This is a genomic window from Paenibacillus sp. 2TAB26 (assembly GCF_052115145.1).
GTDB lineage: Bacteria > Bacillota > Bacilli > Paenibacillales > Paenibacillaceae > Pristimantibacillus.
On record NZ_JBFRGC010000005.1, the window covers coordinates 308,897 to 331,391 of the forward strand.

Here is a 22,495-nt window from a genome sequence, read left to right on the forward strand (position 1 = left end):
ATCTCCATCTAGTAAGAAAAAGTTATTTTAGAGACATTTGCGACATGGGGACGAATGTATAACCCTTGCTTTTCAGCTTCTCAATAACATCTGGCAGCGCCTCAATCGTATGAATGTTATCCAGCATGTGAAGAAGAATAACACTCCCATCAACCGTTTGATCCAGAACACCCTTCACGATATGGTTGGCGTCATTGGCAGAGTCCCAGTCGAACACCGTTACGTCATACATCGCAATGGATGTGTAGCCTGTTGCAGCTACAATTCTCGCCCGCTCATCATCAATCTCACCCGTCGGGGGTCTAAATAACATGGTAGGCTGCTGCTGAATCGCTTCGGTTATTACTTGATGAGCCTTGACGACTTCCTCTTGCAATTCCTCAGGCGTTAACTTGGTAATGACAGGATGACTGTATGTGTGATTAGCAACATCATGTCCAGCTTCCGCTATCGCCTTAGCTAAATTCGGATTTTTCTCTACCCCGTTGGCACGCAAGAAGAATGTAGCCTTCACGTCATGCTTTTCCAAAATATCAAGCAGCTTTGTAATCGTGTAGTCGGTACCCCAATCATCAAAGGTAAGTGACACAACCTTCTTTTTATTTTCCCAGTTATAAATAAGCTTGTAGCTCGATTGTTTGTCGTTTGAATTTTTTCGAGCAGCATCAAATCCCGGTATTTGTTCAAGCGGTTTTCTCTCTTGACCACTGCTTACCAGCTCTTTAAGCGGAACGAGCTTGTAGCCAACCTCGGCCGCTGCCTTCGCAATAAGCGGTATCGATTCAAGAACCTGTCCATCCAGCTCCGTATCCAAGGCAATAATGCCGCCCCGAGTTACATATTTTCGAATATAGTCCGCTTTCTCTTGCTCCGATTCCTGCTGCCATTCATGCAAATTAAGACTGTAAGATACAACAGCCGAAAGCCCGCTCTGCGCTGCCGCCAGCTGAACGGTATCATTGTAATCGCCGGATCTCGTCCGCATATATTGAGGCTTTACTCCTAGCTCCCTCTCGATCACTTCATTGCTGACATTGATCTCTTTAAACACTTGCTCATAACTTAAATGAGTTAGATCGAGCCGACTAAGCGTGTTGTTCTCAATGCCATGACCTCTAGCCAAAATCTCCTTGGCGATTCCCGGCTCTTCAGCCACCCTCATGCCCGGCAAAAAGAAGGTCGCCTTAATATCGTAACGATCAAGTTCATCGAGCAGCTTAGTCATCAGACTCTCATCACCCATACCATTGAAAGTAAGAGACAATTCCTTATTGGTCGTATAGACAAATGGAATCACTTTACTCTTTTCACCATTTACAGGCACGATAGGCTTTTCCGTCTCTATTGGTTTATTCTCTTCACCCGAATTGCCGCTGCTTTGAAACAAAGCGCACCCTGTAACCGAAAGAGCCAGCAACACGAACATCAGCAATAAAATGACAGGATTCTTTTTTTTATTCGTTAAAAATGGCATCTGTTTCTCCTTTATAACTTGATTACCCATTAATTAAGAAATCGAATATGTTTTTCCAAGAAAAAAATAATAATTTCCAGAAAATTCCGAATATTCAAAACAAAAAAAGACTCTATCACAAAAATAGTGACTACGAGTCTTCTACTTATCATACAATTTTAGCACAGCCGAAGACTTACACCTGCATGTAATTGGTACCAATTTTGTTTAGTGCTAATTGTCCTAATTGGTGATTATGACTATTCTGGCATCCACACTTGTTTCTCCGTATGCACCGTTTGTCCCGAAGCCATTGCTTCCCCCAAAAGGAGCGCCAAATAGTGATCCTGTGCTGCTTCTGCCAGGCTATAGAAGGAAGCTCCTTTACCGGAAGCGAGCAGCCCCATTCGCAGCAAACAAGTCGCGATTGCGATTTCGTCATCACTAAGCCTAGCGGGAGCAACTGGATTCTGGTAAAGCCATTCGCCATCCGCAATAACCCCGCGATGATAATACCCTTCCAAATTCCCATGCTGACCGGTATCTACTCTGCGAAGCTCCGTATGAATGGGCGTGGCGTAATCTTTTAAATAACTGACTTCTGAGTCTACTAGCTCACCTTTACTGCCTCTTACGAGCATGCGGCTGCGCCGTATCCAAGAGAAGTATTGATCTCCCGTAAAATCATATACAGCCAGCTTGTCGCCAAATCGGAGCGTTGCAATTCGCTGCACAGATTGAACCATTCGTTCTTCAAGCGGATCACCTTGTCTGCTTGGCCCTTGCATGATCTTAGATTCAAAGGTCTGTCCGATAATGCTGGCATGCTCGAACCCGACGCCAAGAAGCTGTCTAATTAAGCTAATCCCGTGATAGTCATGGGCAGCAGATACCTGTGCTTGCGATACTTCACCCAGCTTCCCGGAGCGGGCAATCTGAATACGAGCCGCATGCATCGGCTGAAATAAATACTGTTCGGCTACTTGTACCATTGCATCCTTAGGCAGCGATTGATACAGGTCGGTTAGTGCTTCCAAATCAGCAGCCGGAGGCGTCTCTGCGAGCACTGGAATTTGCCGTTCAGCTAGCTCTTGGATAATAGCCGGAGCCGCTGTTCGCGGGACAGATACGACAGCGAAGCTGAACTGCTTGGACTCAGCCGTAAACTGATCCATATTGCGAACCGTACGAATGCCCCATTTTGCCTCCAGCAGCCGCCCTTTCTCCTCGTCACGAACAAGTATCGTATGAATGTTGAATTTCTCCGGCAATGCTTTGGCGATACGTATGTAAAACTCTGCGCGCCAGCCTCCGCCAACTATTCCAAAGCTAATAATAGACATCGTGAACCAGCCTCCTGGATGTAATCCGTTTTCGTCATAATGATCATTATAAAAAAGAAAAAGATCTCAACACGTGAGATCTTCTTTACGCAGTGCGGAAGGTTCCAGTTGCCTTTATTTCCTCTTGAACACCTGTATAAGCTTGCAGCTTACCATGGTAAACGAGCTCCAGCAGCGTTGTATTCTCCAAATCAGCAGGTGTTACGAACAAGGAAGGTTTATTAACAAGATTCACGCCGCTCTCCTCAAAAACAGAGGCTACAAACTGCGAGCAAAAGTATGCGTACTCTCGTTTCATCTCAATATTAAGCATGATGCCTAACATGCCAAGCAAATTGTATTTATACTGATCGCGATTTTTCTCCATGTAATGAATTTGATTTCGTATGTTTATATAGGCGCAATGACTAATCGTACATCTATACAAAGCGCAGGTTGAGTTCTCAAAAAACTCGCCTCGTACATCCTCTTTCACAAATCCCGCAAAAAATGGGTTGTTCGGATTTTTTCTGCCAAAGCTATAAACCTCATTCAAGTCTCTGTCAAATGCGATTGAAGCGTGATTCAGCATATTTTTAGTGTACCATCTAATTGTCTTGGAAAATAAGGTTCCCGTATTCGTTAAGAGAACATAAATTTCAACATCTCTATTCATGCCATACTACCTCCACATTAAAGAACTCTCATCTAGGTATTAACTTTAATGCAGGAGAACTAAATTCTAAACCTGCTCAGGTAATAGATTCATCCCCGACCTAAGTCCAGTTCTGTAAGCATAGCGTGACAGAGGATCATCTACTAACTTCACCTATTTTTATAACCTTAATCCATTTTACTGGATTTTCTGCTTTTACTCAATACAGACTTCGTTTTTTTCTTCCTCATGCTTAAAAATATGTTAAGATTTTCTTTTTCCAAAAATGATATAGTAGGAAAAGATTGACACCGTTCATATACTATTTATATGCACCAAATCTTAATTTAGTATGGTCGTTTGGCTTACATTCTATTGCAGCGGAGGACATTTAAATGGAATGGTTTACTCGCTATACCACACAGCTGGAACTTGTTTATGCCAAAGCCGAAGAACGTATTGCAGCTTTCCCTGCACCGCTCGGCAGCCTTGGTCTGGCCTATGCGCATAAGTTCAATCCTGTGAAGCATGACAGCAATAAGGATTACATATGCAGCCTTCTCCCCTTCTGGATGATAGAGCCGAGCGGAATTAATGATTCGCAATGCGAAGCGCTTGCATTAGCTAATGTATATGGAATGCTTTATTTTTTTATTCAGGATGACGTGATGGACAGCAAGCCGGCATCAAATTGGAAGGAACAGCTTGCTCTAGGCAACCTGCTCATGCTCGAAATGTTCCGTGTATTCCGTGAGCTGTTCCCTTCAACTTCACCATTTTGGGCGTATTACGACCATTATGTAACGAACTGGGCCGAGAGTGTAACCAAAGAGGATCGCGATGATTACTTTATAAACGACCCCATCCGCACAGCTGGCAAAGCAGGTCCCGTAAAAATCGCCAGCACTGGCGCACTGTTGTTAGCAGGACGGCCAGAGCTTATTGAGAAGATGGAGCTCGCCATCGATATTGTGCTGATGTCGCTTCAGATGTCTGACGACTATCAGGATTGGAAAGAAGATCTGGCTGAAGGCAGCTATAATGGCCTGCTTGCAATGATTGCCGCAAATAAAACTACGGAAGATTCCTTAACTGAGCAAAAGGTTGAAAATGAAATCTTTATTCGAGGATGCCTCGGACCTTATGTTCAGCTTGCAATTGATAATGAAAAACGACTAATCGAATTGGAAGCGGGATCTAGTGAACTGGTCGCATTCCATAGCTTTATACTAAAACATTTGAACCATACCAATGAGACGATAGAATCAAACAAAAAGTTGCTTCTAGAGGGCGGATTTAACTACTTTTTGTCTAAGATTTCAGTTTAATAGGTACAATATATTCTATTAATTGTCGAATAATTGAAAATTCATATAGAATTTGTCGAACGGGCATGATAGACTGAGTATGGTAAACTTATACATATTCGGAAGGGTGATTATTGTGTCCAATGTACAATCGTTAAAAGAACAAATCATTCAAAAAGCTTGGGAAGATGCCGAATTCAAGAAACAACTTATCGCCAATCCGAAAGATGCAATAAAAGAAGCTTTCGGAATCGATGTTCCGGATACAATCGATGTAGAGGTTGTTGAAGAATCGGCTAATAAATACTACTTGGTAATTCCAGAAAACCCAACAACAATTAAAGAAGAAGCGATCCAAGCACAAGGCGCTATGTGGCAATAAATAAAAATAAAAAAAAAGCGCTGGTTTTAAAAGCAACCAGCGCTATTTTTCTGCAGATGGGATATGAATTATTGCTTCGGTTCCTAAACCTTTCTTACTAAAAAACTCAAGCTTCCCTTGCATTACCTCTATAATTCGGAAAGTAACCATCAGCCCTAAACCAGTTCCTTTTGATTTCTTCGAATAATACGGCTCTCCTAATCTTGCGAGATCAGCCTCATTCATTCCCTCACCGTTGTCTTTTATACAAATAACGACATTATTAGAATTATCCATATAAGCTCTAATTAATATAACACCTTCTTTGTCCAGTGCTTCAATACTATTTTTAATAATATTTATTAGAGCCTGCTTAAATTTTGATGAATTACCTCTTACAAATAAGTCATTTGCCAACTCAACATTGATTACTCCACCTTGCATTGTAGCAAGAGGAACCAGTATACCTTCAATTTGTTGAAGCTCCTCTGAAATATTTAAAAGCGTTGTTTGTTCAAGCTGTGGTTTGGCGAACGTAAGAAAATCAGTTATGATCTCTGATGCGCGATCTAATTCATCTATTGCAAGTACCATAAAACTTTGTTCCTTATCGTTCGTAGTTTTCTCACGAAGAAGTTGTAAAAAACCTCTCGTCACCTGCAACGGGTTTCTAACCTCATGAGCTACTGAAGCTGCTAACTGACTAATGATTTCCATTTTTTCAGACCGTTGAAGATCATTGTTAAACACTTCAAGTTGTTTTGAATATTTAACAACCTGTTCGTAGTTTTCTAAAATTCTCCTTGCAAGAATCACAACAAGTGCAGCAATAAAACTAAGAATGCCCCATTTCCAGAAAAACAAATCATAGCTCATACCCTTGATAAAATACCAAATAACTTCGGATACCCCGACTGCTGAGAAGATTCCGAAGCCAGTCGTTAAAACAATAGCTTCTTTATTTCCTTGAAAACAATAATTTATAAGCAAGCCGACGAGAAGCAAATTCCCAATTATTATTGAGCCACCGAAAGATATTATAGTAACCATAGTATACATAGTTTTGATCTCAACTGATATAAAAGAAGCAAACAATAATATAACTGTTATAATTAAAATAATAACCTGGAGCCTTCTAAACAATAATATTAACCCATAAGGGCCTCTTCCAAAAATCTTTTCGAAAAAGAAATAAATAGCAGGCATCAATAGGCTTGATGCTAAATCGAATAGATAGTAAATATAAAATCCATACTCCCCGTAAATAGTGTGTAGATAAGGTGAATATGAGAGAATCATTAAACCGATTGATAAAATAACTACGCACAGTGAACTCCATCCAGCTAAATATGGTTTTCTCAAAAAAATAATAATAAGGAACATAGCCAATGAAACGAACAAAAGGGCTGCTCCCAATACAACATCCAGCATATCGTGCTTCAAAAAATCTTTACTGAGCGTTTGATTCTCGCCAACTAAGATTTGCTTCTTTAATCCTAGCCAGTCTGCATCTGTATGAAGAAAGACGTATACCATTTTATTAGATTCATACGAGCTTAAAGATAATAAAATCTCATTCCTATTATATGGATAATTACGATCAGACTTATATACGAGTTCATTATCAATAAAAATCATTACATCCTTCGCAGTAAGACTGCTAATCATTAGAGCGGGTCTTGAAAAGTAAAATTCAGGTAGTTTAAATCTCAACCATGCCGATGTAATATTAGCAGGCTTAGTAGGTAATGGATCGCCGTAGGTAAACGGGATCCAAGCGCCTTTTTTCTCCAGAAATTCACTATGATCCGAAATTCCAGATGGATTCTCCTCCCAGATCATTTCCCATTCTGTTATCCTGATATTTGGTTCATTCGTTAATGCTTGGAAAGTAGCAGCATAAGAAGCCGTAGCAAAAAAAGGAGTAACAATACAGAGCAAAAACACGAAGATCAATAAAAATTTACGTAGTACTTTCATCATGCACCTCAAAAACTCGATAATGTTAATGCTCATATCATACTATATTTCGACAATGTTCGATAAGCCTCCTTCAAAAATTTGGTTGTTGACAAAATAAATAAAGCCGTTTTCAAAGATCGTTACGATCTTTGGAAACAGCTTGAATACTTGGATTAAAATAACTTTTTTCTTATCGATACACGGCGAAGCATCATAAAATTCAAGGCTACAATACACAGCATGACAGCAAAGGCAAGAATAATGACTGCTGCTAGCGATGCTCGTTCTACCTCTAATCCCGTTTGCAATAGATTGCCTATCCAGTCTGACGATAGAACAGCCTCCATCGCCATCATTGGCAGCAGGGCAGCAACTGAAATTAGTACGCCTATTTTCCAATTAAAACGATAAAATCCGGAGCCAATGAGCCAGCCGCTGCCAAAGTAGGCAAAGAACAAACAGAAATATTCAAAAAAGATCCAGCCAAGCTCTAAAGAAGAAGAAAACAAATGCGGATTGTTCAGCTCTAATGTCCAATTTTTTTTGTCATATATGAAGTGCTCGACGGGATAACCTATCGTTAATATAAGGGCGAATATGGCTGAAAATAGGACTAGTACTAAACTCACACCTCCAATAAAGTGCTTTCTCGTTACTCCACTGGAAACAAAGCTTGCAAGCGATGCAGGGGTCAGCAGAATGCCAATGACAAGCAGAAATAATCTCGGGGATATGGTCGTGCTTTCCCAAATCTCCTGCCCATCTACATCAGGTCCTACTATAGCCTCAGCATTCATTAAGAATCCTACACCAATATAGATTAGAATAAAAATGACCCAATAAAAAAAGATCGTCCAACGAAAGGTGTACATCATATGCTGTGCCACATTAAGCACGGGATGTTTTCTCTTGCTGCTCATTATTCATCCCCTCTTTTCTTCGTCAAATGAACGAACAAATCTTGCAGTGATACAGGACCAAGCTCAAGCCCTGCTGCTAATGCTTGCTTGCGCTTCACATCAGTGAGCTCTCCGAACACAGTAACTGACTTCGTTTTACCAAGCTTCTGCTCCCCAAGCACCGTCAAACCTTTCACAAAACGATCCACGCTTTCACTTGGCCCGGTTATAGATGAGCCGCGCGCCCGCAGCGTATCTGTTTCCTCATGCATGATTAGGCGACCTTTATCCAAAATAAGCACCTCTTCAAACAAATTGCCTACTTCCTCAATTAAATGCGTAGATAAAATGAAAGTACGAGGCGTTTCCATATAATCATTAAGCAGCTCTTCATAAAAGGTGTAGCGGGACGGAGCATCCATGCCAAGATAAGCCTCATCAAAAATCGTAACCGGTGCGCGGCTGGCAAGACCAATCGTCACGCCAAGCGCCGACTTCATTCCTCTCGAAAGGGTAGATATACGTTTCTTAATCGGGAGCTCATAGTGACGAATGAGTCGATCCGCATAGTTTGCATCCCAATTGGGCCAGCAGCTAGCCGAAAGCTTTAATACGTCACGAACGTATAAAGTGTCCGGCATATGGCCGCTTTCTTGGATAAAGCATACTTGCTCCATGATGCGTGCATTTTCGAATGGCGCTTCACCATCTATCGTTATTTCGCCACCTGATTGCTGACGATAGGAGGCTATGATCGATAATAGACTGGTTTTTCCAGAACCATTTCTACCGAGCAAACCGTATATTTTGCCACCCTCGAGCTTGAACGAAATATTGTGCAGCGCTGAAAATGATCCATAACGATGCCCCAATTGATTCACTTCGATACCTAGCGTCATACGTCAGTCCTCCCTTTCACTTGTTCGATGCGACCAATGATATCTGCAAGAGGGACACCAATTTTCTCAGCTTCCGCAAGCATTTGATCGACGACCTCTTCGAAAAAACGATCTCTGCGCTGTGCCAGCAGCAATTGCCTAGCTTCGCCATTTACAAACATGCCGATTCCCCTTTTCTTATACAAAATGCCTTCCTCCGTCAATAAATGAAAGCCTTTCGCTGCTGTAGCAGGGTTTATACGATAAAACGCAGCATACTGGTTTGTTGACATGACCTGCTCATCTTCTTGCAAAATGCCGCTTATGATGTCGTCTTTAATTTTGTCTGCTATTTGTTGGTAAATGGGACTTCGATCATCAAACACGTCATCACCCCTTTAGGTTACATGGTTCATTAGTTATGTAACTAACCATACAACCGTGACCAATAAATGTCAAGCCTATTTCATTACAGCATGTGATACAGACCTCTGAGGCTAAACGTTGAGAACCAAAAAAACTGCCTCCGGGTATTAACCGTGAGACAGCTTCTTGTCCTCTTTTGATAAGCAGTACGTTTGTCGGAGTAACTGGACAGTCCGTTATTTGGTTGCTTGAATTCCCTTCATCCATCCGATCAGCTCATTGCTTACTTGCTCCAGCTGCTCCTCCGGCTTAATGCTTGCTGGTCGATCCCCTTTTTGCGTGCCATAGGAACCAAATTGACCATGATTCCCTCCTTCAATCGTGACATACTGTGTTGAGCTAGGCATATACCGTTTTCCTTTGCCCCATGCCTCCCAATCCAACACGCCATCATTAGACGCAGTGACTTGCAATACTGGCAGCTTAGCATCTTCAAGAGTTCCAGCTTTTTCTGCATAGGCCGCAAGAAAAAAGATACCCTTAAGTTGATCCAAATGCTCCGCAGCATATCGTGAAGCAAAAACACCGCCAAGCGAGTGGCCGCCTATAACGTAACTTTCCTCTGGATGCTCAGCAATAAAATCATCCGCTTTGTTTTGCCCCATTAAAGCAAGATTAAGCGGCATACTTGCAATGTATACACGGTGGCCAGCGTCAGCGAGCTTGTGAGCTAAAGGTGCATAGCTTTTTGGATCTACTAATCCACCTGGATAAAAAATAACATTAGGCTGAACAATCCCGGCTGCTCCAGCGGTCGGTTCAAAGCGATAACCTGCTTGTCCAATGCTGACCGTAACTTGTTCATCGCTCTTCATCGCAGCTTTTGCCTCAGCAGATGGTGAATAAACCATCATTTGATACGCGACAGCCAGCGACAATAGTAATACCAAAACAATGGCTAACGTCCATATAAGCACCCTCTTTTTTCGCGCTTGCTTCGGTTTTGCCAATGCCTTTGAATCGTGACCCATTTCGTGCACTCCCTTTATTCCAGCATCTTCATTAGCAGCTTTTGTGATTTCAGAGCTTCTTCACCATTCACGCTTGGATTCTTATCTTGTAGGATACATTGAATGAAGTGAAGAACAGCATCCTCAAAACCTCGTTGTTTCAAAGTCGTTTGCCAAGATGGCGGCAACGTTTGTGTTACTGTATCGTCACGCTCTACTTCGAGCAAACTCATATTTTTTACACGAATAATTTCGCCTGCCGATACAATTTCGAGCTGCTCCAAGTTCGTTCCTGCATGTCGGTGCATCGCAGTCGATAACGTGTAACCGCCGAATGTACTGTAGTGATGCTGTGCATAAAGCAGCTGATTATGCTCGTTAACATTAACGACGCCGTTCATCACAGTCGCCTTCCCATCTGCAAGCCAGCGTGCTGTATCAACTACATGCAAATAATCGTCCAGCATCGTAAAATCTGCGGTTTGTGGACCAACTGAATTCGTCCGATGTTTCTCCATCCGAACCCATGCCGTGTCTGTCATTCGGTTCTTTGCTTCTATGTATAAAGGAGAAAAACGACGGTTAAAGCCAACCATCAGCTTCCGGCCAAACTTTTCTGCGAGCTCCGCAAGCTGCTCTGCCTGATGCAAAGTAGCTGCCAGCGGTTTATCCACATATACATCCTTACCCTGTTTGAGCAGAGTTGACACTACCTCATAATGAGTGTCAGTAGCGCTATGTACAAAAACAGCATCGCAGCGGTCAGCCAGCTCAAGTAAGCTTCCATAGGATGAAATTCGGTACTGCTCACAAATTACTGCACGCTTCTCTGCATTAGGTGAAAAAGCACCAACAAAATTCCAGTCTACAGCTTTCGATAAAATAGGAAGATAGGCCTTTTGTGCAATTCCTCCAAGTCCAACCATACCAATACGCGGTTTGGTCATTTTCAACCACCTCTTCATAAGTTTCATTATTAACAGGATTACATCAAGCTATTAGCAATAATCCATTTAACTCGCTCCCTAAACTATACACTTATTTGCGTAGGCTGGCATTTGAATACGAAAATTATAGTACCTGATAAATAAATCCAATTACTCATCCGAATAGGTTGTATAAGTCTAGTGACAGTTGAACGCTGCTCGGCTACAATTAATTTAGGTGAAGCACACCGCTCGTACTTCGGACATTTGTTCGTGGTGGGGCGGTGTTTTTTTACGTATGGTGAATCGTTTTGTATCTGTTAGTGGGAATGAAGGTGGATTGGTTCATTTGGACACAGTGAAACAAGCATACACGAGGTGGATTGCGATGCATTCTGAACTGCGCAAAACTAAGAGTGAACGCAGACGCCGATTAGAAGAGCGCGATGATCATGGCGAGCAGCTATTTGCAATTCATATATGGTGGCCTGTACTCGGCAGCTTTGACTATTGCATCCTGAATATGGGATCAATGATTATCGCTATGGCAGCCGCTTTCTCGACTTTGCTTATGTTCGCCCACCATATCGAATTTCTATCGAAATTGACGGATACGGGCCGCATCACAAACAAGCGTCTCGACGAAAATTTTCAGATGATCGCTTTCGCCAAAACCAGCTTGTGCTGGATAACTGGATTGTAGTGCGTTTCTCCTATGACGACATCGGTGAGCGGCCTAGACAATGCCAGCAGTTTCTTCAACAGTTGCTCGGGAAATTGTATGGTCTCGGAAGCTCCGAAAAGTTGGCTCTACCGTTACCTGCATCCTATCGAGAACTCCTAAGATGGGGACAGCAACGTGAGCGGGGATCAACCTTTACTCCCAAGGAAGCGCAGCATCTGCTAGGTGTCAGCCACTGCACAGCACGTAAATACTTGCAGCATCTGCTGCAGCAAGGACTGCTCGAGCAAGCATCTGGGCATACACGCATACGCACCTACCGCATATCGTCGAAAGTTGCTCAATTGATTATATAAACCTAGAAATAATAAACACATTAGCTCGCTACTAACAATTGTGCATTTGAGGCATATTGGCGGGTAAGTTATGAAAATTAGATTAGTTTTTAGTTCTATTTGTTCGCATTTGATCTGTTTGGCGGAAATAGAGCTAGTTTCTAGAGCTATTCCCAACGACTTCGTGCATTTGAAGCATATTGGAGGACAAGTAATGAAAATTAGACTAGTTTTTAGTTCTATTTTTGCGAATTTGCTCTGCTTGGCGGAAATAGGGCTAATTTCTAGAGCTATTCCCAACAACATTGTCCAGTTGAGATGTATTGGAAGTTGAATCCATAAAATTCACAAGAGAAATCCTACTCTATTACATTTCTATATAAAAACACACTGTAAACTCTCAAAATTTGGTACACTAGTAGCAAATTTGTTTTAAAAAGGATGATGACCATGTCCGACCATAACGACCGTGATGATCTTGCTGATCGACGCCGCAGTAAGCTGAAGGTGCTTCGATTTGATAATAACGGTAAAGATTTAGTTGAATCCGAAAAGCCTGATGAAACCTTTGCGGACGTAGGCGGGCTTGAGGATGTTAAGAAAAAAATACGCATGAATTTCATATTGCCATTGAAGCAGCCTGAGCTGTTTGCAGCCTATGGCAAGGAAGCGGGCGGCAGCCTTCTGCTCTACGGGCCTCCAGGCTGCGGCAAAACCTTTCTTGCACGAGCGGTTGCTGGAGAAATAGATGCTAATTTCATGCATATTGAGCTGCAAGCTATTCTAGGCATGTACGTCGGTCAAAGCGAAAACAATTTGCATGACATTTTTGAGAAGGCTCGGGAAAATAAACCGTGCGTCATCTTTATTGATGAGCTTGACGCGATGGGCGGCAGCCGCAATCAGATGCGTCAGCATCATGACCGCATACTTGTCAATCAGCTTCTAATGGAGCTCGATGGACTTCGTACGTTCAATGATCAAGTATTTGTCATCGGAGCGACGAATACGCCTTGGTACCTTGATTCCGCACTGCGCAGACCAGGAAGGTTTAACCATATGATTTTTGTACCGCCGCCTGAAGAATCGGAGCGTACAACCATCCTGCAGCTAAAGCTAGCTGGAAAGCCGCTTTCCTCGCTTGATTTAAATAAAATCTCGAAGGAGACCAAACATTTCTCAGGAGCGGATCTGGAGCAAATCGTGAAGGATGCCGTTGAGAGCGCACTGGAGCGTACACTCGATATTGGAGAAATTCAGCCCATATCGCAGGACGATTTGAAAAAAGCTGCGAAAAATCGAAAGGCGACCACTCTCGATTGGTTTGCCACAGCCAAAAACTATGCTACGTTCAGCGATATTAATCAGGACTATCAAATCGTTCTCGATTATATGAAACAAAGCGGTTTGAAATAAATCCGATATAGCGAGGTAGACATAGTTATGATGGAAATAGAAGAGGAAATGACCAGTAAACGATACGAGCGAATACAACAGCTCATGGGTTGGAAAAAGTTTAAGGAAGCTTCTGTTGAGGCGCTTGCGCTAATTCAGGATACTCCAGAGGACCCCTATGCCTATGCACTGTTCGGGCAAGTTAGTCTATACATGGATAATCTGGATCAAGCCCTTCACTGGACCGAACAATCGCTTCAACGCGACCCGGAAAATGAATTAGCCTGGTTTGTTCGCAGCAATGCTTTTTATTCGATGGAAAATTGGAAAGCAGCTTTGGAATCGATTGCCGAAGGACAGCGAATTGATCCTTATGAACCACATTATTATTTCTTGCTGGCTAACATATACAATAAAACGAGAAGGTATGAAGAAGCCCGGGATTTGCTATTGAAAGGACTTGAAATCTCTCCTGAAAATTCATTGTATCTCGCTAACTTAAGCTATAACGAAGCGTTGTTGAATCATTTTGCCGAATCAAAAATGCTGGCTAATCAAGCTTTGCGGCTTGATGTTGAGTCTGATATGGTTTACTTATATTTGGCATGGTCAGCAGAAAGACGGAACGATTACGATGATTATCTGCTCATGCTCAAGAACGCGATTAGATTAGATCCTGAAGACAAACAAATTCGTCAGGAGTTTCTCGAAGGACTGCAAAAAAATTATAAATTTTATCGGATCATGCTTTTGCCGGGAAATCTCTTGAAAAAGCTAAAGCCCTGGCAGGTTCTTCTCATTTGGATTGTGATTTGGATTGTCTTTAAGCCGCTCGTTATATTATTTATTATTCTTTATGTCGCGACGCACTGGATTACAAGGCTGCTCGTGCATGTAAAAGTGTTTGGCTGGAAACGAAGAAGGTGAGCAGCTTGTGCTCACCTTCTTTTTTTCTCAACTCGATGCCATGCCTATATTATTTAAGCACTATATCCAGCCGCATAATCGTTATATAAGCTTGTTGACGCGTATACGTGCCTTTTGGGCTGAATTTATTGTTTCCAATGCCTTTCATGACATCATGCATCGACACAAAATCAACGCTCGGCTTAGCCCAGCTTGCTATGATGCTGTTGTCTGCAAATACTGAAGCGTCAGCTGGAACCTTATAACCAAGCACCTTAGCTGTGTTCGTAAGCATGACCGCTGCTTCTTGCCTCGTGATGCTTCCGCTTGGATCAAACTTACCATTTCCTTTACCTTTGACAATACCCATCAAATAAGCAGCTACTACTTCTTTAACCTTCGTATCCGTAAATGGATTATCGCTCAGGACAACTTGTTTTTCTGCTAAAATCTCATCAATCGTCTGGCTTTTCTCCACTTCAAGCAGTCTAATAATAATTTTCGCAAAATCTGCACGTGTGATTAGCTTCTTGTAGTTGTTTTGCAGCTCCGCTGGAATAAGCCCGGCTGATATCGCTTCATCTACCTCTATCTTTGCCCAAGCATCAGGTTGATCGCCTACTGCTGCGCTCGTGTCAATCTTAAAGAAGTAGCTTGCCCTGTCGCCTGTTGCCTCATCTAAGATGAACAATTCATAGTAGGGAACGCCATAATCAAAGGTTACTGTTCCCGTCGTATTAGCGGGTAAAGCATTAACGAGCTCCTTCTTGCCGTTTATCGTCCAAGGTACTGGACTCGAGACCAAAACACCATTTACCAAGCTATAACCAAATACAACAACGCTAGTATCAACCTTTGCTGTATAGCTCAGAACTGCTTTTTCTGGAACGAGTATCGAAGTAATTGTAACATCCTTATATACATCTCCTAGATCGTTGAACGTTAACGTCTCTTTCACTTCGCCTGATTTCTTCGAAATCGAATATGTATACTTATCCTTCGAAATCTCAGCTGCAGCAGCTGGCATTACGAATGAAAACGTCATTAAGCAGATTGTCAGCCATATCAAAACAGCTTTTTCCCTTCTTTTCATACCAGTACCTCCATGTTTAATGAAATGTATCTGCTATTAATTCAACAATACCAGTGGATTTCCCTTCATTTTCGACAAAACCGCTGCTTATAAAACCTATACAATAAATAGCAAAAGACATTTGTGCACTTTCAGTGCGGCAAATGTCCTTTATTCATACTGTTGCTATTGTTGGTGCTTCTGTATCAATTCCCGCTTTAGCTCCCACGTCGCTTCACTTAAATTAACGCGGTACGCTTCCGCATTGAGCTTACGCAAATATTGCGGCCAAAATAGTTCAAATTGTCCCTTATGATAGCTTCGAATTTGATCTAAGCTCGGCATATTATATACTAATTCGCCATCTGTAAAAATCGGCTTTAATAATGTTATCGCCTCATAATGAGTAATAAATTTATGGATATAAGAATGAACCGGGTCAAACAGTTTAATTCGCTCTCCCCTGTTTACATGCTGCTCATCCCTCAGCGTAATATAATCCGCTTCTGCTTTTCCAGTTGATGTGTTAATGATACGGTAAAGCTGCTTGAACCCCGGTGTGGATATCTTCTCTGGATTAGCTGAAATTTTTATAACCGGCTCATAGCTCCCGTTTTTCTCACGCGCGACAAGCTTGTACACACCGCCGAGTGAAGGCTGATCCGCTGCGGTAATCAGCTTCGTACCGATACCCCATACATCAATCTTTGCGCCTTGCGACTTTAGGTTAGAAATAATAGCTTCGTCCAAGTCACTGGAGGCAACGATATTCACATAAGGCAGGCCAGCTTCATCGAGCATTTTCCGCGCCATTTGTGATAAATACGCCAAATCGCCGCTATCAAGGCGGATCGCATTCATTCGTTTACCCTGGCTCTCTAGCATATGGGCGATCTTAATCGCGTTGGGAACTCCGCTTTTGAGCGTGTTGTACGTATCTACCAGCAGAGTTACATAGTCAGGCAGCGATTCCGCATAAGCTCGAAATGCTTCCTCCTCCGTATCATGCCCCTGCACCCAAGAATGAGCATGCGTGCCTTTGGCAGGAATGCCAAACAGCATGCCAGCCCTCATATTAGACGTCGCATGGAAGCCCGCAATATAAGTAGCTCTTGCTCCCCAAACCGCTGCATCTGCCTCTTGCGCACGCCTCGTTCCGAACTCAAGCAATACGTCATCTGGAGCAACCTGCTTAATTCGAGCAGCCTTCGTCGCGATCAACGTCTGATAGTTCATCATATTGAGGATAGCCGTTTCTATGAGCTGTGCTTCAAATACGCGTGCCTCAACGCAGAACAATGGTTCATTCGCAAAAACGAGCGTTCCTTCCTCTACCGAATAAATATTGCCTGTAAACCGGAAGCTGCGCAGCTCATCAAGAAACTCCTCTTTGTAGTTCTCTTCTTGCGTACGCAAATATGTAATTTCCTCTTCTCCGAAATGAAGCGATTGAATGTATTTCACAATTCTCTCCAAACCTGCGAATACAGCAAAGCCGTTATTAAAGGGAAGCTTGCGGAAATACGCCTCGAATACGACCCTCTCATCTTTGCTTCCTTGCAGCCAATGCGCGTACATCATATTTATTTGGTACTTATCTGTATGAAGTGTCAAATTTGTATAACTCATCCCATTAACTCCCTTCCCTAGTACTCTCTCCAATACCCGTTCCTTTAACTCTTGAAAACAAAAAAAGCGCCGTTGAGATCGAATAACTCCGCTCAATAACGCATCATATTTTCACTTCGGTGCTCTTGTACTGGTACATTATTTGAACCAGCCCTTTTCTTTAAACCGAGTAATCGCCTCGATGCGGTTGCTGACGTCAAGCTTATCAAGAATGACAGATATATAGTTGCGAACGGTACCCGTCGTAATAAACAGCTCGCTTGCAATTTCCTTCGTGTTTTTCCCATCTGCTACGAGCACAAGCACTTCCTTCTCGCGCTCTGTTAACGGATTTTCTTGTCCGTATGCCTCATCTACAAGCTCCGATGCGAAGATCCGTCGTCCAGCCATCACGCTGCGAATCGAATTGGCAAGCTCCTCGCTTGGGCTGTCCTTAAGCAAATAGCCGCTAACTCCCGCTTTGAGAGCACGCTCAAAGTAACCGGATCTTGCAAATGTCGTCAAAATAATGACTTTGCAGCCCTGGCCCTTCAGCTCCTCAGCAGCATCAAGCCCTGTCTTGGCCGGCATTTCAATATCCATAATGCAAATATCAGGCTTATGCTCATGCACAAGACTTATGGCATCTTCTCCATTGCTTGCTCTTCCGACGACCTTCATATCCTCTTCCAAGTCAAGCAAGGAAGCGAGGGCGCCCAGCAGCATACGCTGATCCTCGGCAATGACGATTCTGATCATATTATCCCTCAATTCCCTTTTCAGCTTATCATTACATTTGTTTAATAACGTTTGGCACCTTAATAATGAGCGTCGCACCATCATTCGAAATGATATCTAGGCTTCCGTTCACGAACTCAAGACGCTCCTTCATGCCTTGAAGACCATGGCCTCCGTAGTTTCTAGCTTCCTCAGGAATTCCTACACCATTGTCCTGCACCTTCAGTGACAGTTCTGTACGCGATGATTGAATTGTTACGGTGCACGTCGTTGCTCCGCTGTGCTTGACAACATTCGTTACCGCTTCCTTCAAACACATGCTGAGAACATTTTCAGTGAGCAAATTCGCAGTACCAAGCTTCAATTCTCCCACGAGCTCGAATTCAATTTCGGCTGCCTTCAAAATCTGCTTTACCCGAAACATTTCATCCTCAATTCTCGTCCCGCGCATCTGCGTAACCATTTCCCGCACTTCTTTAAGCGCGGTTCTCGCGGTCTGACGAACATCATTGATTTCCGCTTGGGCTTGCGCTGGGTTCTTGACCATCAGCTTGCCGGCGAGGTCACTCTTCAAACCGATTAGCGACAGCTTCTGTCCCAGCGTATCATGCAAATCACGTGCGATTCGCTGCCTCTCCTCAAGCTTTACAAGTTCCGATATCCGCTTATTCGCGTCCTCAAGCTGCCCTTCGAGCTGCCCCTGCTTGTTTTTGTTGTACGTGTTGAAGGGAAGCAGAATAACGACGATGAGACTGATGAGTATGAACGGAAACTGTGTAAAAAACAACGTGTTCTGTGTAGCAAATCCGTAATTGACCGTTACGAACGTACTGACAATATGAATCGTATACAGAGTAAAAAATCCAGCTCGATTCTGAATATGTCCGATAAAAAAAGCTAGAAATATCGAAAAATAAACATAACTGAACAATAAGGTCATCGCAATCGATATAATAATTTGCACACTCGTCCAGAAATACACTAGCCAGCCCTTAGACACAAACGATAGCCGGTAACAAATAAAAAACAAAATAATCATGATGATACCGGATACGGCTTCATAAGGGGAAGACGAACGAAAAATAAAATAAAAAGGCAAAATACAGAAGACGACCCACACATATGGGCTTAGACCTGTGTTTTTCTGAAAAATCTGATACCACTTGTTCATGGTCGTCCATCCTTTATCCCATGCCATACGATGGTTATGATTATTTTATAATCATTTTAGCATATACAACATTTCAAGTATTTATTTTCCTTGATGCTATATGCACTAGAAGCCAGCCTGTAAGGGCGTGGCTTCTGGTGTATGTTTAAATGGAGTTATTTAAATTTCAAGCTTGCTTGTGTCGCTTTTATTTTCTCAGATGATGCTTTTGCTTTACGAAGACGATGCTTGATCCCTTTGAAGCTGACAAATTTTTTGTCTGATTCATCCCAAAGACGAAACTGGAGCGATTCTAAGCTTTCGCTGATCGTAATCGTCGTCGCTTTGTGAAGCGGCGGCGTTGCATTATGCGCTTTTTCCAAGTTATAGTTCGGAACCTTTGGGCTCAAATGATGAACGTGGTGGAAGCCGATGTTGCCTGTAATCCATTGCAGCACTTTAGGCAGCTTGTAGTAAGAGCTTCCGTCAACGGCAGCTTTCACATAACTCCACTCGTCTTCATTCTCAAAATAAGAATCCTCAAATTGATGCTGTACATAAAACAACCATATGCCGAGCAGACCCGATACAAAAAACACAGGACCTTGTACAAGCAGGAATGCTTGCCAACCGATTGCCCAGATAAGAAGCGCGTAAGAGCCTACGATCAAAGCATTTGTTAAATAAGTGTTCATCCGTTCCTTGCGTCTAGCACCTTTAACATTAAAGCGGTATTGAATAAGGAAAACACCGATTGGACCAAGTCCAAACATAACTAGCGGATGACGATACATACGATAGGCAAACCGGCGCATAAGCGGCGCTGCTGCGTATTCTTCCACCGTTAAAATCCACAAATCGCCAACGCCCCGTTTATCGAGGTTGCTGCTTGTTGCATGATGGATAGAATGTGAATTTTTCCACTGTCTATAAGGGACAAGCGTAATAACGCCTGTAATTGTACCTATGATATCGTTTGCTTTTTTGCTTTTGAAAAACGATCCGTGACAGCAGTCATGAAAGATGATGAAGGTACGAATGACGAAACCAGAAGTAAGCACCACCAACGGAGCAGTAAGCCAGTACGATATGGAAAGACTATAGTAAGAGGCATACCAGAGCAGAACGAGTGGCACTAAGGTGTTAATAAGCTGTCTGATACTCGACTTTAAATCCGTTTTCTCAAATGGGGCAACTTCTTTTTTCAAGTGAGCATGTTTAAGCTCTGTCATCGCATTTTCCTCCTCAATATGACGCTTGGAGAGTATCCCGGACGTCTAACGCAGTATTCTAACTTTATTGTAAAGAAAACTGTCAGGTCATTGTAGTCATAAACGTCAATACGTTGGCATGACATTTGTCATATAGCCATCTGGGAAGTTGTCTTATTTATGTAAAAGAACCCATAAAACAGAAAGAAGCTACCCGAAAGAAGCATTCGCTTCTTCCAGATAGCTCTTTATTTGCTAACCCTAATTAAATAGCCCAATTTCCTTTACGGAAAATAGGGACAACCTTTCCATCCTTCGTGATGCCATCGATATCCATTTCAGCTGAGCCGATCATAAAATCATTATGCGTGATGCTGGCATTTACGCCATTCTCAGCAAGCTCTTCTGGTGACATCGACTTGCCGCCCTCGATATTGAAAGCATAACCGCTGCCGATTGCCAGGTGATTAGATGCATTCTCATCAAACAACGTATTATAGAACAAGATGTTGGACTGCGAAATCGGTGACTCATGCGGAACGAGCGCAACCTCGCCTAGGTAATGCGCGCCATCGTCAATGTCTACAAGCTTCTGCAGGATGTCTTGGCCTTCTTCAGCCTCTACCTTCACAATACGTCCGGCTTCAAACGTCAGCTTGAAACGATCGATAATGTTGCCGCCATAGCTTAGCGGCTTCGTGCTGGATACATAACCGTTTGCGCCTGTTTTTAGCGGAACTGTAAACACTTCCTCGGTCGGCATATTCGCCATGAAAGGAATGTTGTTAATGTTCGTACTGCCTGCAGCGACCCAAATATGCTTCTCCGGCAATTCAATCGTAAGATCCGTGCCAGGAGCCGTATAATGCAATTTGTGAAAACGGTTCTGGTTGAGCGTCTCGCCCTTGCTGTGCAGGTTCGCATTATGCTCTTCCCACGCTTTGACAGGGTTCTCAGCATGCAAACGAACCGATTCAAAAATAGCTGTCCACAGCTTTTGGGCCGCTTCCTCTTCCCCTGCATCCGGGAATACTTTCGCTGCCCATTGCTTGCTCGCTGCCGCAACGACTGTCCAGCTCACCTTATCCGATTGAATAGCTCTGCGGAACTCCTGCAAGCCTTGGCCTGATGCCTTCTGGAAGCTGGAAATACGTCCTGAATCGATGCCTTTCAGCAAATCTGGGCTTGATGAAACGATGGAGATAAATGCTGCTCCACGTTCCACAAACGAGTTGCGTTTTGCCGTTTCCCATTCGGGGTAACGCGCAAATACTTCGTCTGCTGCTTGCTCATATTTTAATCTGGACAATGAATCGTCAGTCCATTCCACATGGACGTTGCTCGCGCCTGCTTCATAGGCTTTGCCGGCTACAAGTCTAACGAGTGCTGCTTGATCGACAGCTCCTGTAACGAATACCTCTTGGCCCTGCTGTACGTTCACTCCAATTTTTACAATCAACTCTGCATACGTATCTAAATGATGTTCAAATCCACTCATGATCTCGTATTCTCCCTTCATTCATACCTCTATGTACAAACATGCTGCAGCCTAAATTGTATCGAATATACAAGCCCATAGTCAAATAACATGGACCTACGAATTAGACTCTGGTCCAGAGCTGCAAATACCATAAAAGAAGAGATGAATAAACTCATCAAGAAAATCGTCTACTTGTTCGCTTTGCTGCGCCAAATCTAGGAACATGTGGGATTGCGCTTTTAGCATATTGATATAAGCGATAATGGTCGGAGTCGATACCTTTTTCGAGATCTCGCCCTTCCTTTTCCCTTCTTCTACAAATTGTACGACGAGCGGCATCCCCTTTGTTCGATAAAGCTCTTCAATATATTGATTCGTTTCGTCATCAATCAGGAACTGTGTGAAAAATTCAGGAGTAAAGGCGCGATAAGCTTCCTTATCTACAAACACGATATATTGAATGATCTCCTTTAAGGAGTGATTACCTTGAATGAATGTTTCAAAATCGGTAATGCTCTTATCAATAAATTGTTTGAATACCTCGCTAAGCAGTGCTTCCTTACTGCCGAAATAATTGTAAATCGTCACTTGAGATACTTCAGCTTCCGCTGCAATATCCGCGATTCGTATTTTTTTTGGCTCCCACGTCTTGAGCATGTCTAACACCGTCTTCTTAATCTTCTCCTTGATTAATTCCTTCCTTCTCTCGAAACCGTTCATACTGCCTCCTGCAATCACGTCTATTTTAATTTAATGAAATTATAGCACATCTATATTTC

General features: G+C 42.8%; 22 protein-coding genes. 6 read left to right on the top strand and 16 right to left on the bottom strand.

Going from position 1 to position 22,495, the window contains the following annotated elements; genetic code table 11:
* Nucleotides 1-22: 22 nt before the first annotated feature.
* The 3 genes from AB4Z50_RS07285 to AB4Z50_RS07295 form a co-directional block, all read right to left on the bottom strand.
* On the bottom strand, nucleotides 23-1,474 hold the full coding sequence (locus AB4Z50_RS07285) for a polysaccharide deacetylase family protein (RefSeq protein WP_441877457.1): 1,452 nt from the start codon (nucleotides 1,472-1,474) through the stop codon (nucleotides 23-25).
* A gap of 239 nt (nucleotides 1,475-1,713) precedes the next feature.
* Nucleotides 1,714-2,796 (bottom strand): Gfo/Idh/MocA family protein, encoded by a 1,083-nt coding sequence (locus tag AB4Z50_RS07290; RefSeq protein WP_441877460.1) that lies wholly within the window; start codon nucleotides 2,794-2,796, stop codon nucleotides 1,714-1,716.
* A gap of 85 nt (nucleotides 2,797-2,881) precedes the next feature.
* Nucleotides 2,882-3,451 carry a hypothetical protein gene (locus AB4Z50_RS07295; RefSeq protein WP_076269627.1) on the bottom strand — a complete coding sequence of 190 codons (570 nt, stop codon included), beginning with the start codon at nucleotides 3,449-3,451 and terminating at the stop codon, nucleotides 2,882-2,884.
* 374 nt (nucleotides 3,452-3,825) lie between these two features.
* Here AB4Z50_RS07295 and AB4Z50_RS07300 point away from each other — a divergent pair, with 374 nt between their 5' ends.
* Nucleotides 3,826-4,758, top strand: a complete 933-nt coding sequence (locus tag AB4Z50_RS07300; RefSeq protein WP_441877464.1) for a hypothetical protein — start codon at nucleotides 3,826-3,828, stop codon at nucleotides 4,756-4,758.
* A 115-nt stretch (nucleotides 4,759-4,873) separates the two neighbouring features.
* Nucleotides 4,874-5,119: an NHLP leader peptide family RiPP precursor gene (locus AB4Z50_RS07305; RefSeq protein WP_441877467.1), complete on the top strand. Its 246-nt coding sequence runs from the start codon at nucleotides 4,874-4,876 to the stop codon at nucleotides 5,117-5,119.
* Between the two features lie 42 nt (nucleotides 5,120-5,161).
* On the opposite strand, the gene AB4Z50_RS07310 is transcribed toward AB4Z50_RS07305, so the two are convergent.
* From AB4Z50_RS07310 to AB4Z50_RS07335, 6 genes are all read right to left on the bottom strand, one after another.
* The gene (locus tag AB4Z50_RS07310) at nucleotides 5,162-7,078 is read right to left on the bottom strand and encodes an ATP-binding protein (protein WP_441877470.1); all 1,917 of its coding nucleotides are present in this window, start codon (nucleotides 7,076-7,078) and stop codon (nucleotides 5,162-5,164) included.
* 155 nt (nucleotides 7,079-7,233) lie between these two features.
* Nucleotides 7,234-7,980: a hypothetical protein gene (locus AB4Z50_RS07315; RefSeq protein WP_441877473.1), complete on the bottom strand. Its 747-nt coding sequence runs from the start codon at nucleotides 7,978-7,980 to the stop codon at nucleotides 7,234-7,236.
* Nucleotides 7,980-8,858 carry an ATP-binding cassette domain-containing protein gene (locus AB4Z50_RS07320; RefSeq protein ID WP_441877476.1) on the bottom strand — a complete coding sequence of 293 codons (879 nt, stop codon included), beginning with the start codon at nucleotides 8,856-8,858 and terminating at the stop codon, nucleotides 7,980-7,982. Before AB4Z50_RS07320 ends, AB4Z50_RS07315 begins: the two co-directional genes overlap by 1 nt.
* On the bottom strand, nucleotides 8,855-9,223 hold the full coding sequence (locus AB4Z50_RS07325; RefSeq protein ID WP_076271901.1) for a GntR family transcriptional regulator: 369 nt from the start codon (nucleotides 9,221-9,223) through the stop codon (nucleotides 8,855-8,857). The genes AB4Z50_RS07320 and AB4Z50_RS07325 overlap by 4 nt, the downstream gene beginning before the upstream one ends.
* A 216-nt stretch (nucleotides 9,224-9,439) precedes the next feature.
* A complete protein-coding gene (locus AB4Z50_RS07330) occupies nucleotides 9,440-10,234 on the bottom strand; it encodes an alpha/beta hydrolase (protein WP_441877480.1) in 795 nt (264 codons plus the stop codon).
* Nucleotides 10,235-10,248: 14 nt separating this feature from the next.
* Complete coding sequence (locus AB4Z50_RS07335) at nucleotides 10,249-11,160, bottom strand: Gfo/Idh/MocA family protein (RefSeq protein ID WP_441877483.1); 912 nt, start codon at nucleotides 11,158-11,160, stop codon at nucleotides 10,249-10,251.
* 217 nt (nucleotides 11,161-11,377) lie between these two features.
* Between AB4Z50_RS07335 and AB4Z50_RS07340 the strand changes: the two genes are divergently transcribed.
* The 4 genes from AB4Z50_RS07340 (at nucleotide 11,378) to AB4Z50_RS07355 (ending at nucleotide 14,478) form a co-directional block, all read left to right on the top strand.
* Complete coding sequence (locus AB4Z50_RS07340; RefSeq protein WP_441877486.1) at nucleotides 11,378-11,842, top strand: hypothetical protein; 465 nt, start codon at nucleotides 11,378-11,380, stop codon at nucleotides 11,840-11,842.
* A complete protein-coding gene (locus AB4Z50_RS07345; RefSeq protein ID WP_441877489.1) occupies nucleotides 11,821-12,177 on the top strand; it encodes a hypothetical protein in 357 nt (118 codons plus the stop codon). Before AB4Z50_RS07340 ends, AB4Z50_RS07345 begins: the two co-directional genes overlap by 22 nt.
* A 429-nt stretch (nucleotides 12,178-12,606) precedes the next feature.
* On the top strand, nucleotides 12,607-13,572 hold the full coding sequence (locus tag AB4Z50_RS07350; protein ID WP_441877492.1) for an ATP-binding protein: 966 nt from the start codon (nucleotides 12,607-12,609) through the stop codon (nucleotides 13,570-13,572).
* Between the two features lie 27 nt (nucleotides 13,573-13,599).
* Nucleotides 13,600-14,478, top strand: a complete 879-nt coding sequence (locus tag AB4Z50_RS07355) for a tetratricopeptide repeat protein (RefSeq protein ID WP_441877495.1) — start codon at nucleotides 13,600-13,602, stop codon at nucleotides 14,476-14,478.
* A gap of 49 nt (nucleotides 14,479-14,527) precedes the next feature.
* Here the strand turns inward: AB4Z50_RS07355 and AB4Z50_RS07360 are convergent, their stop codons facing one another.
* From AB4Z50_RS07360 to AB4Z50_RS07390, 7 genes are all read right to left on the bottom strand, one after another.
* On the bottom strand, nucleotides 14,528-15,550 hold the full coding sequence (locus AB4Z50_RS07360) for an S-layer homology domain-containing protein (RefSeq protein ID WP_441877498.1): 1,023 nt from the start codon (nucleotides 15,548-15,550) through the stop codon (nucleotides 14,528-14,530).
* A gap of 165 nt (nucleotides 15,551-15,715) precedes the next feature.
* Nucleotides 15,716-17,158 (bottom strand): nicotinate phosphoribosyltransferase, encoded by a 1,443-nt coding sequence (locus tag AB4Z50_RS07365; protein WP_441877501.1) that lies wholly within the window; start codon nucleotides 17,156-17,158, stop codon nucleotides 15,716-15,718.
* A gap of 138 nt (nucleotides 17,159-17,296) precedes the next feature.
* A complete protein-coding gene (locus AB4Z50_RS07370) occupies nucleotides 17,297-17,896 on the bottom strand; it encodes a response regulator (protein ID WP_441877504.1) in 600 nt (199 codons plus the stop codon).
* Nucleotides 17,897-17,927: 31 nt separating this feature from the next.
* On the bottom strand, nucleotides 17,928-19,046 hold the full coding sequence (locus AB4Z50_RS07375; RefSeq protein ID WP_441877507.1) for a sensor histidine kinase: 1,119 nt from the start codon (nucleotides 19,044-19,046) through the stop codon (nucleotides 17,928-17,930).
* Between the two features lie 155 nt (nucleotides 19,047-19,201).
* Nucleotides 19,202-20,257, bottom strand: a complete 1,056-nt coding sequence (locus AB4Z50_RS07380) for a fatty acid desaturase (protein ID WP_441877510.1) — start codon at nucleotides 20,255-20,257, stop codon at nucleotides 19,202-19,204.
* 244 nt (nucleotides 20,258-20,501) lie between these two features.
* Entirely contained in the window at nucleotides 20,502-21,734 is a 1,233-nt protein-coding gene (locus AB4Z50_RS07385; RefSeq protein WP_339207151.1) for an aminopeptidase, read from the bottom strand.
* A 96-nt stretch (nucleotides 21,735-21,830) separates the two neighbouring features.
* On the bottom strand, nucleotides 21,831-22,436 hold the full coding sequence (locus tag AB4Z50_RS07390; RefSeq protein ID WP_441877513.1) for a TetR/AcrR family transcriptional regulator: 606 nt from the start codon (nucleotides 22,434-22,436) through the stop codon (nucleotides 21,831-21,833).
* Nucleotides 22,437-22,495 lie beyond the last annotated feature (59 nt).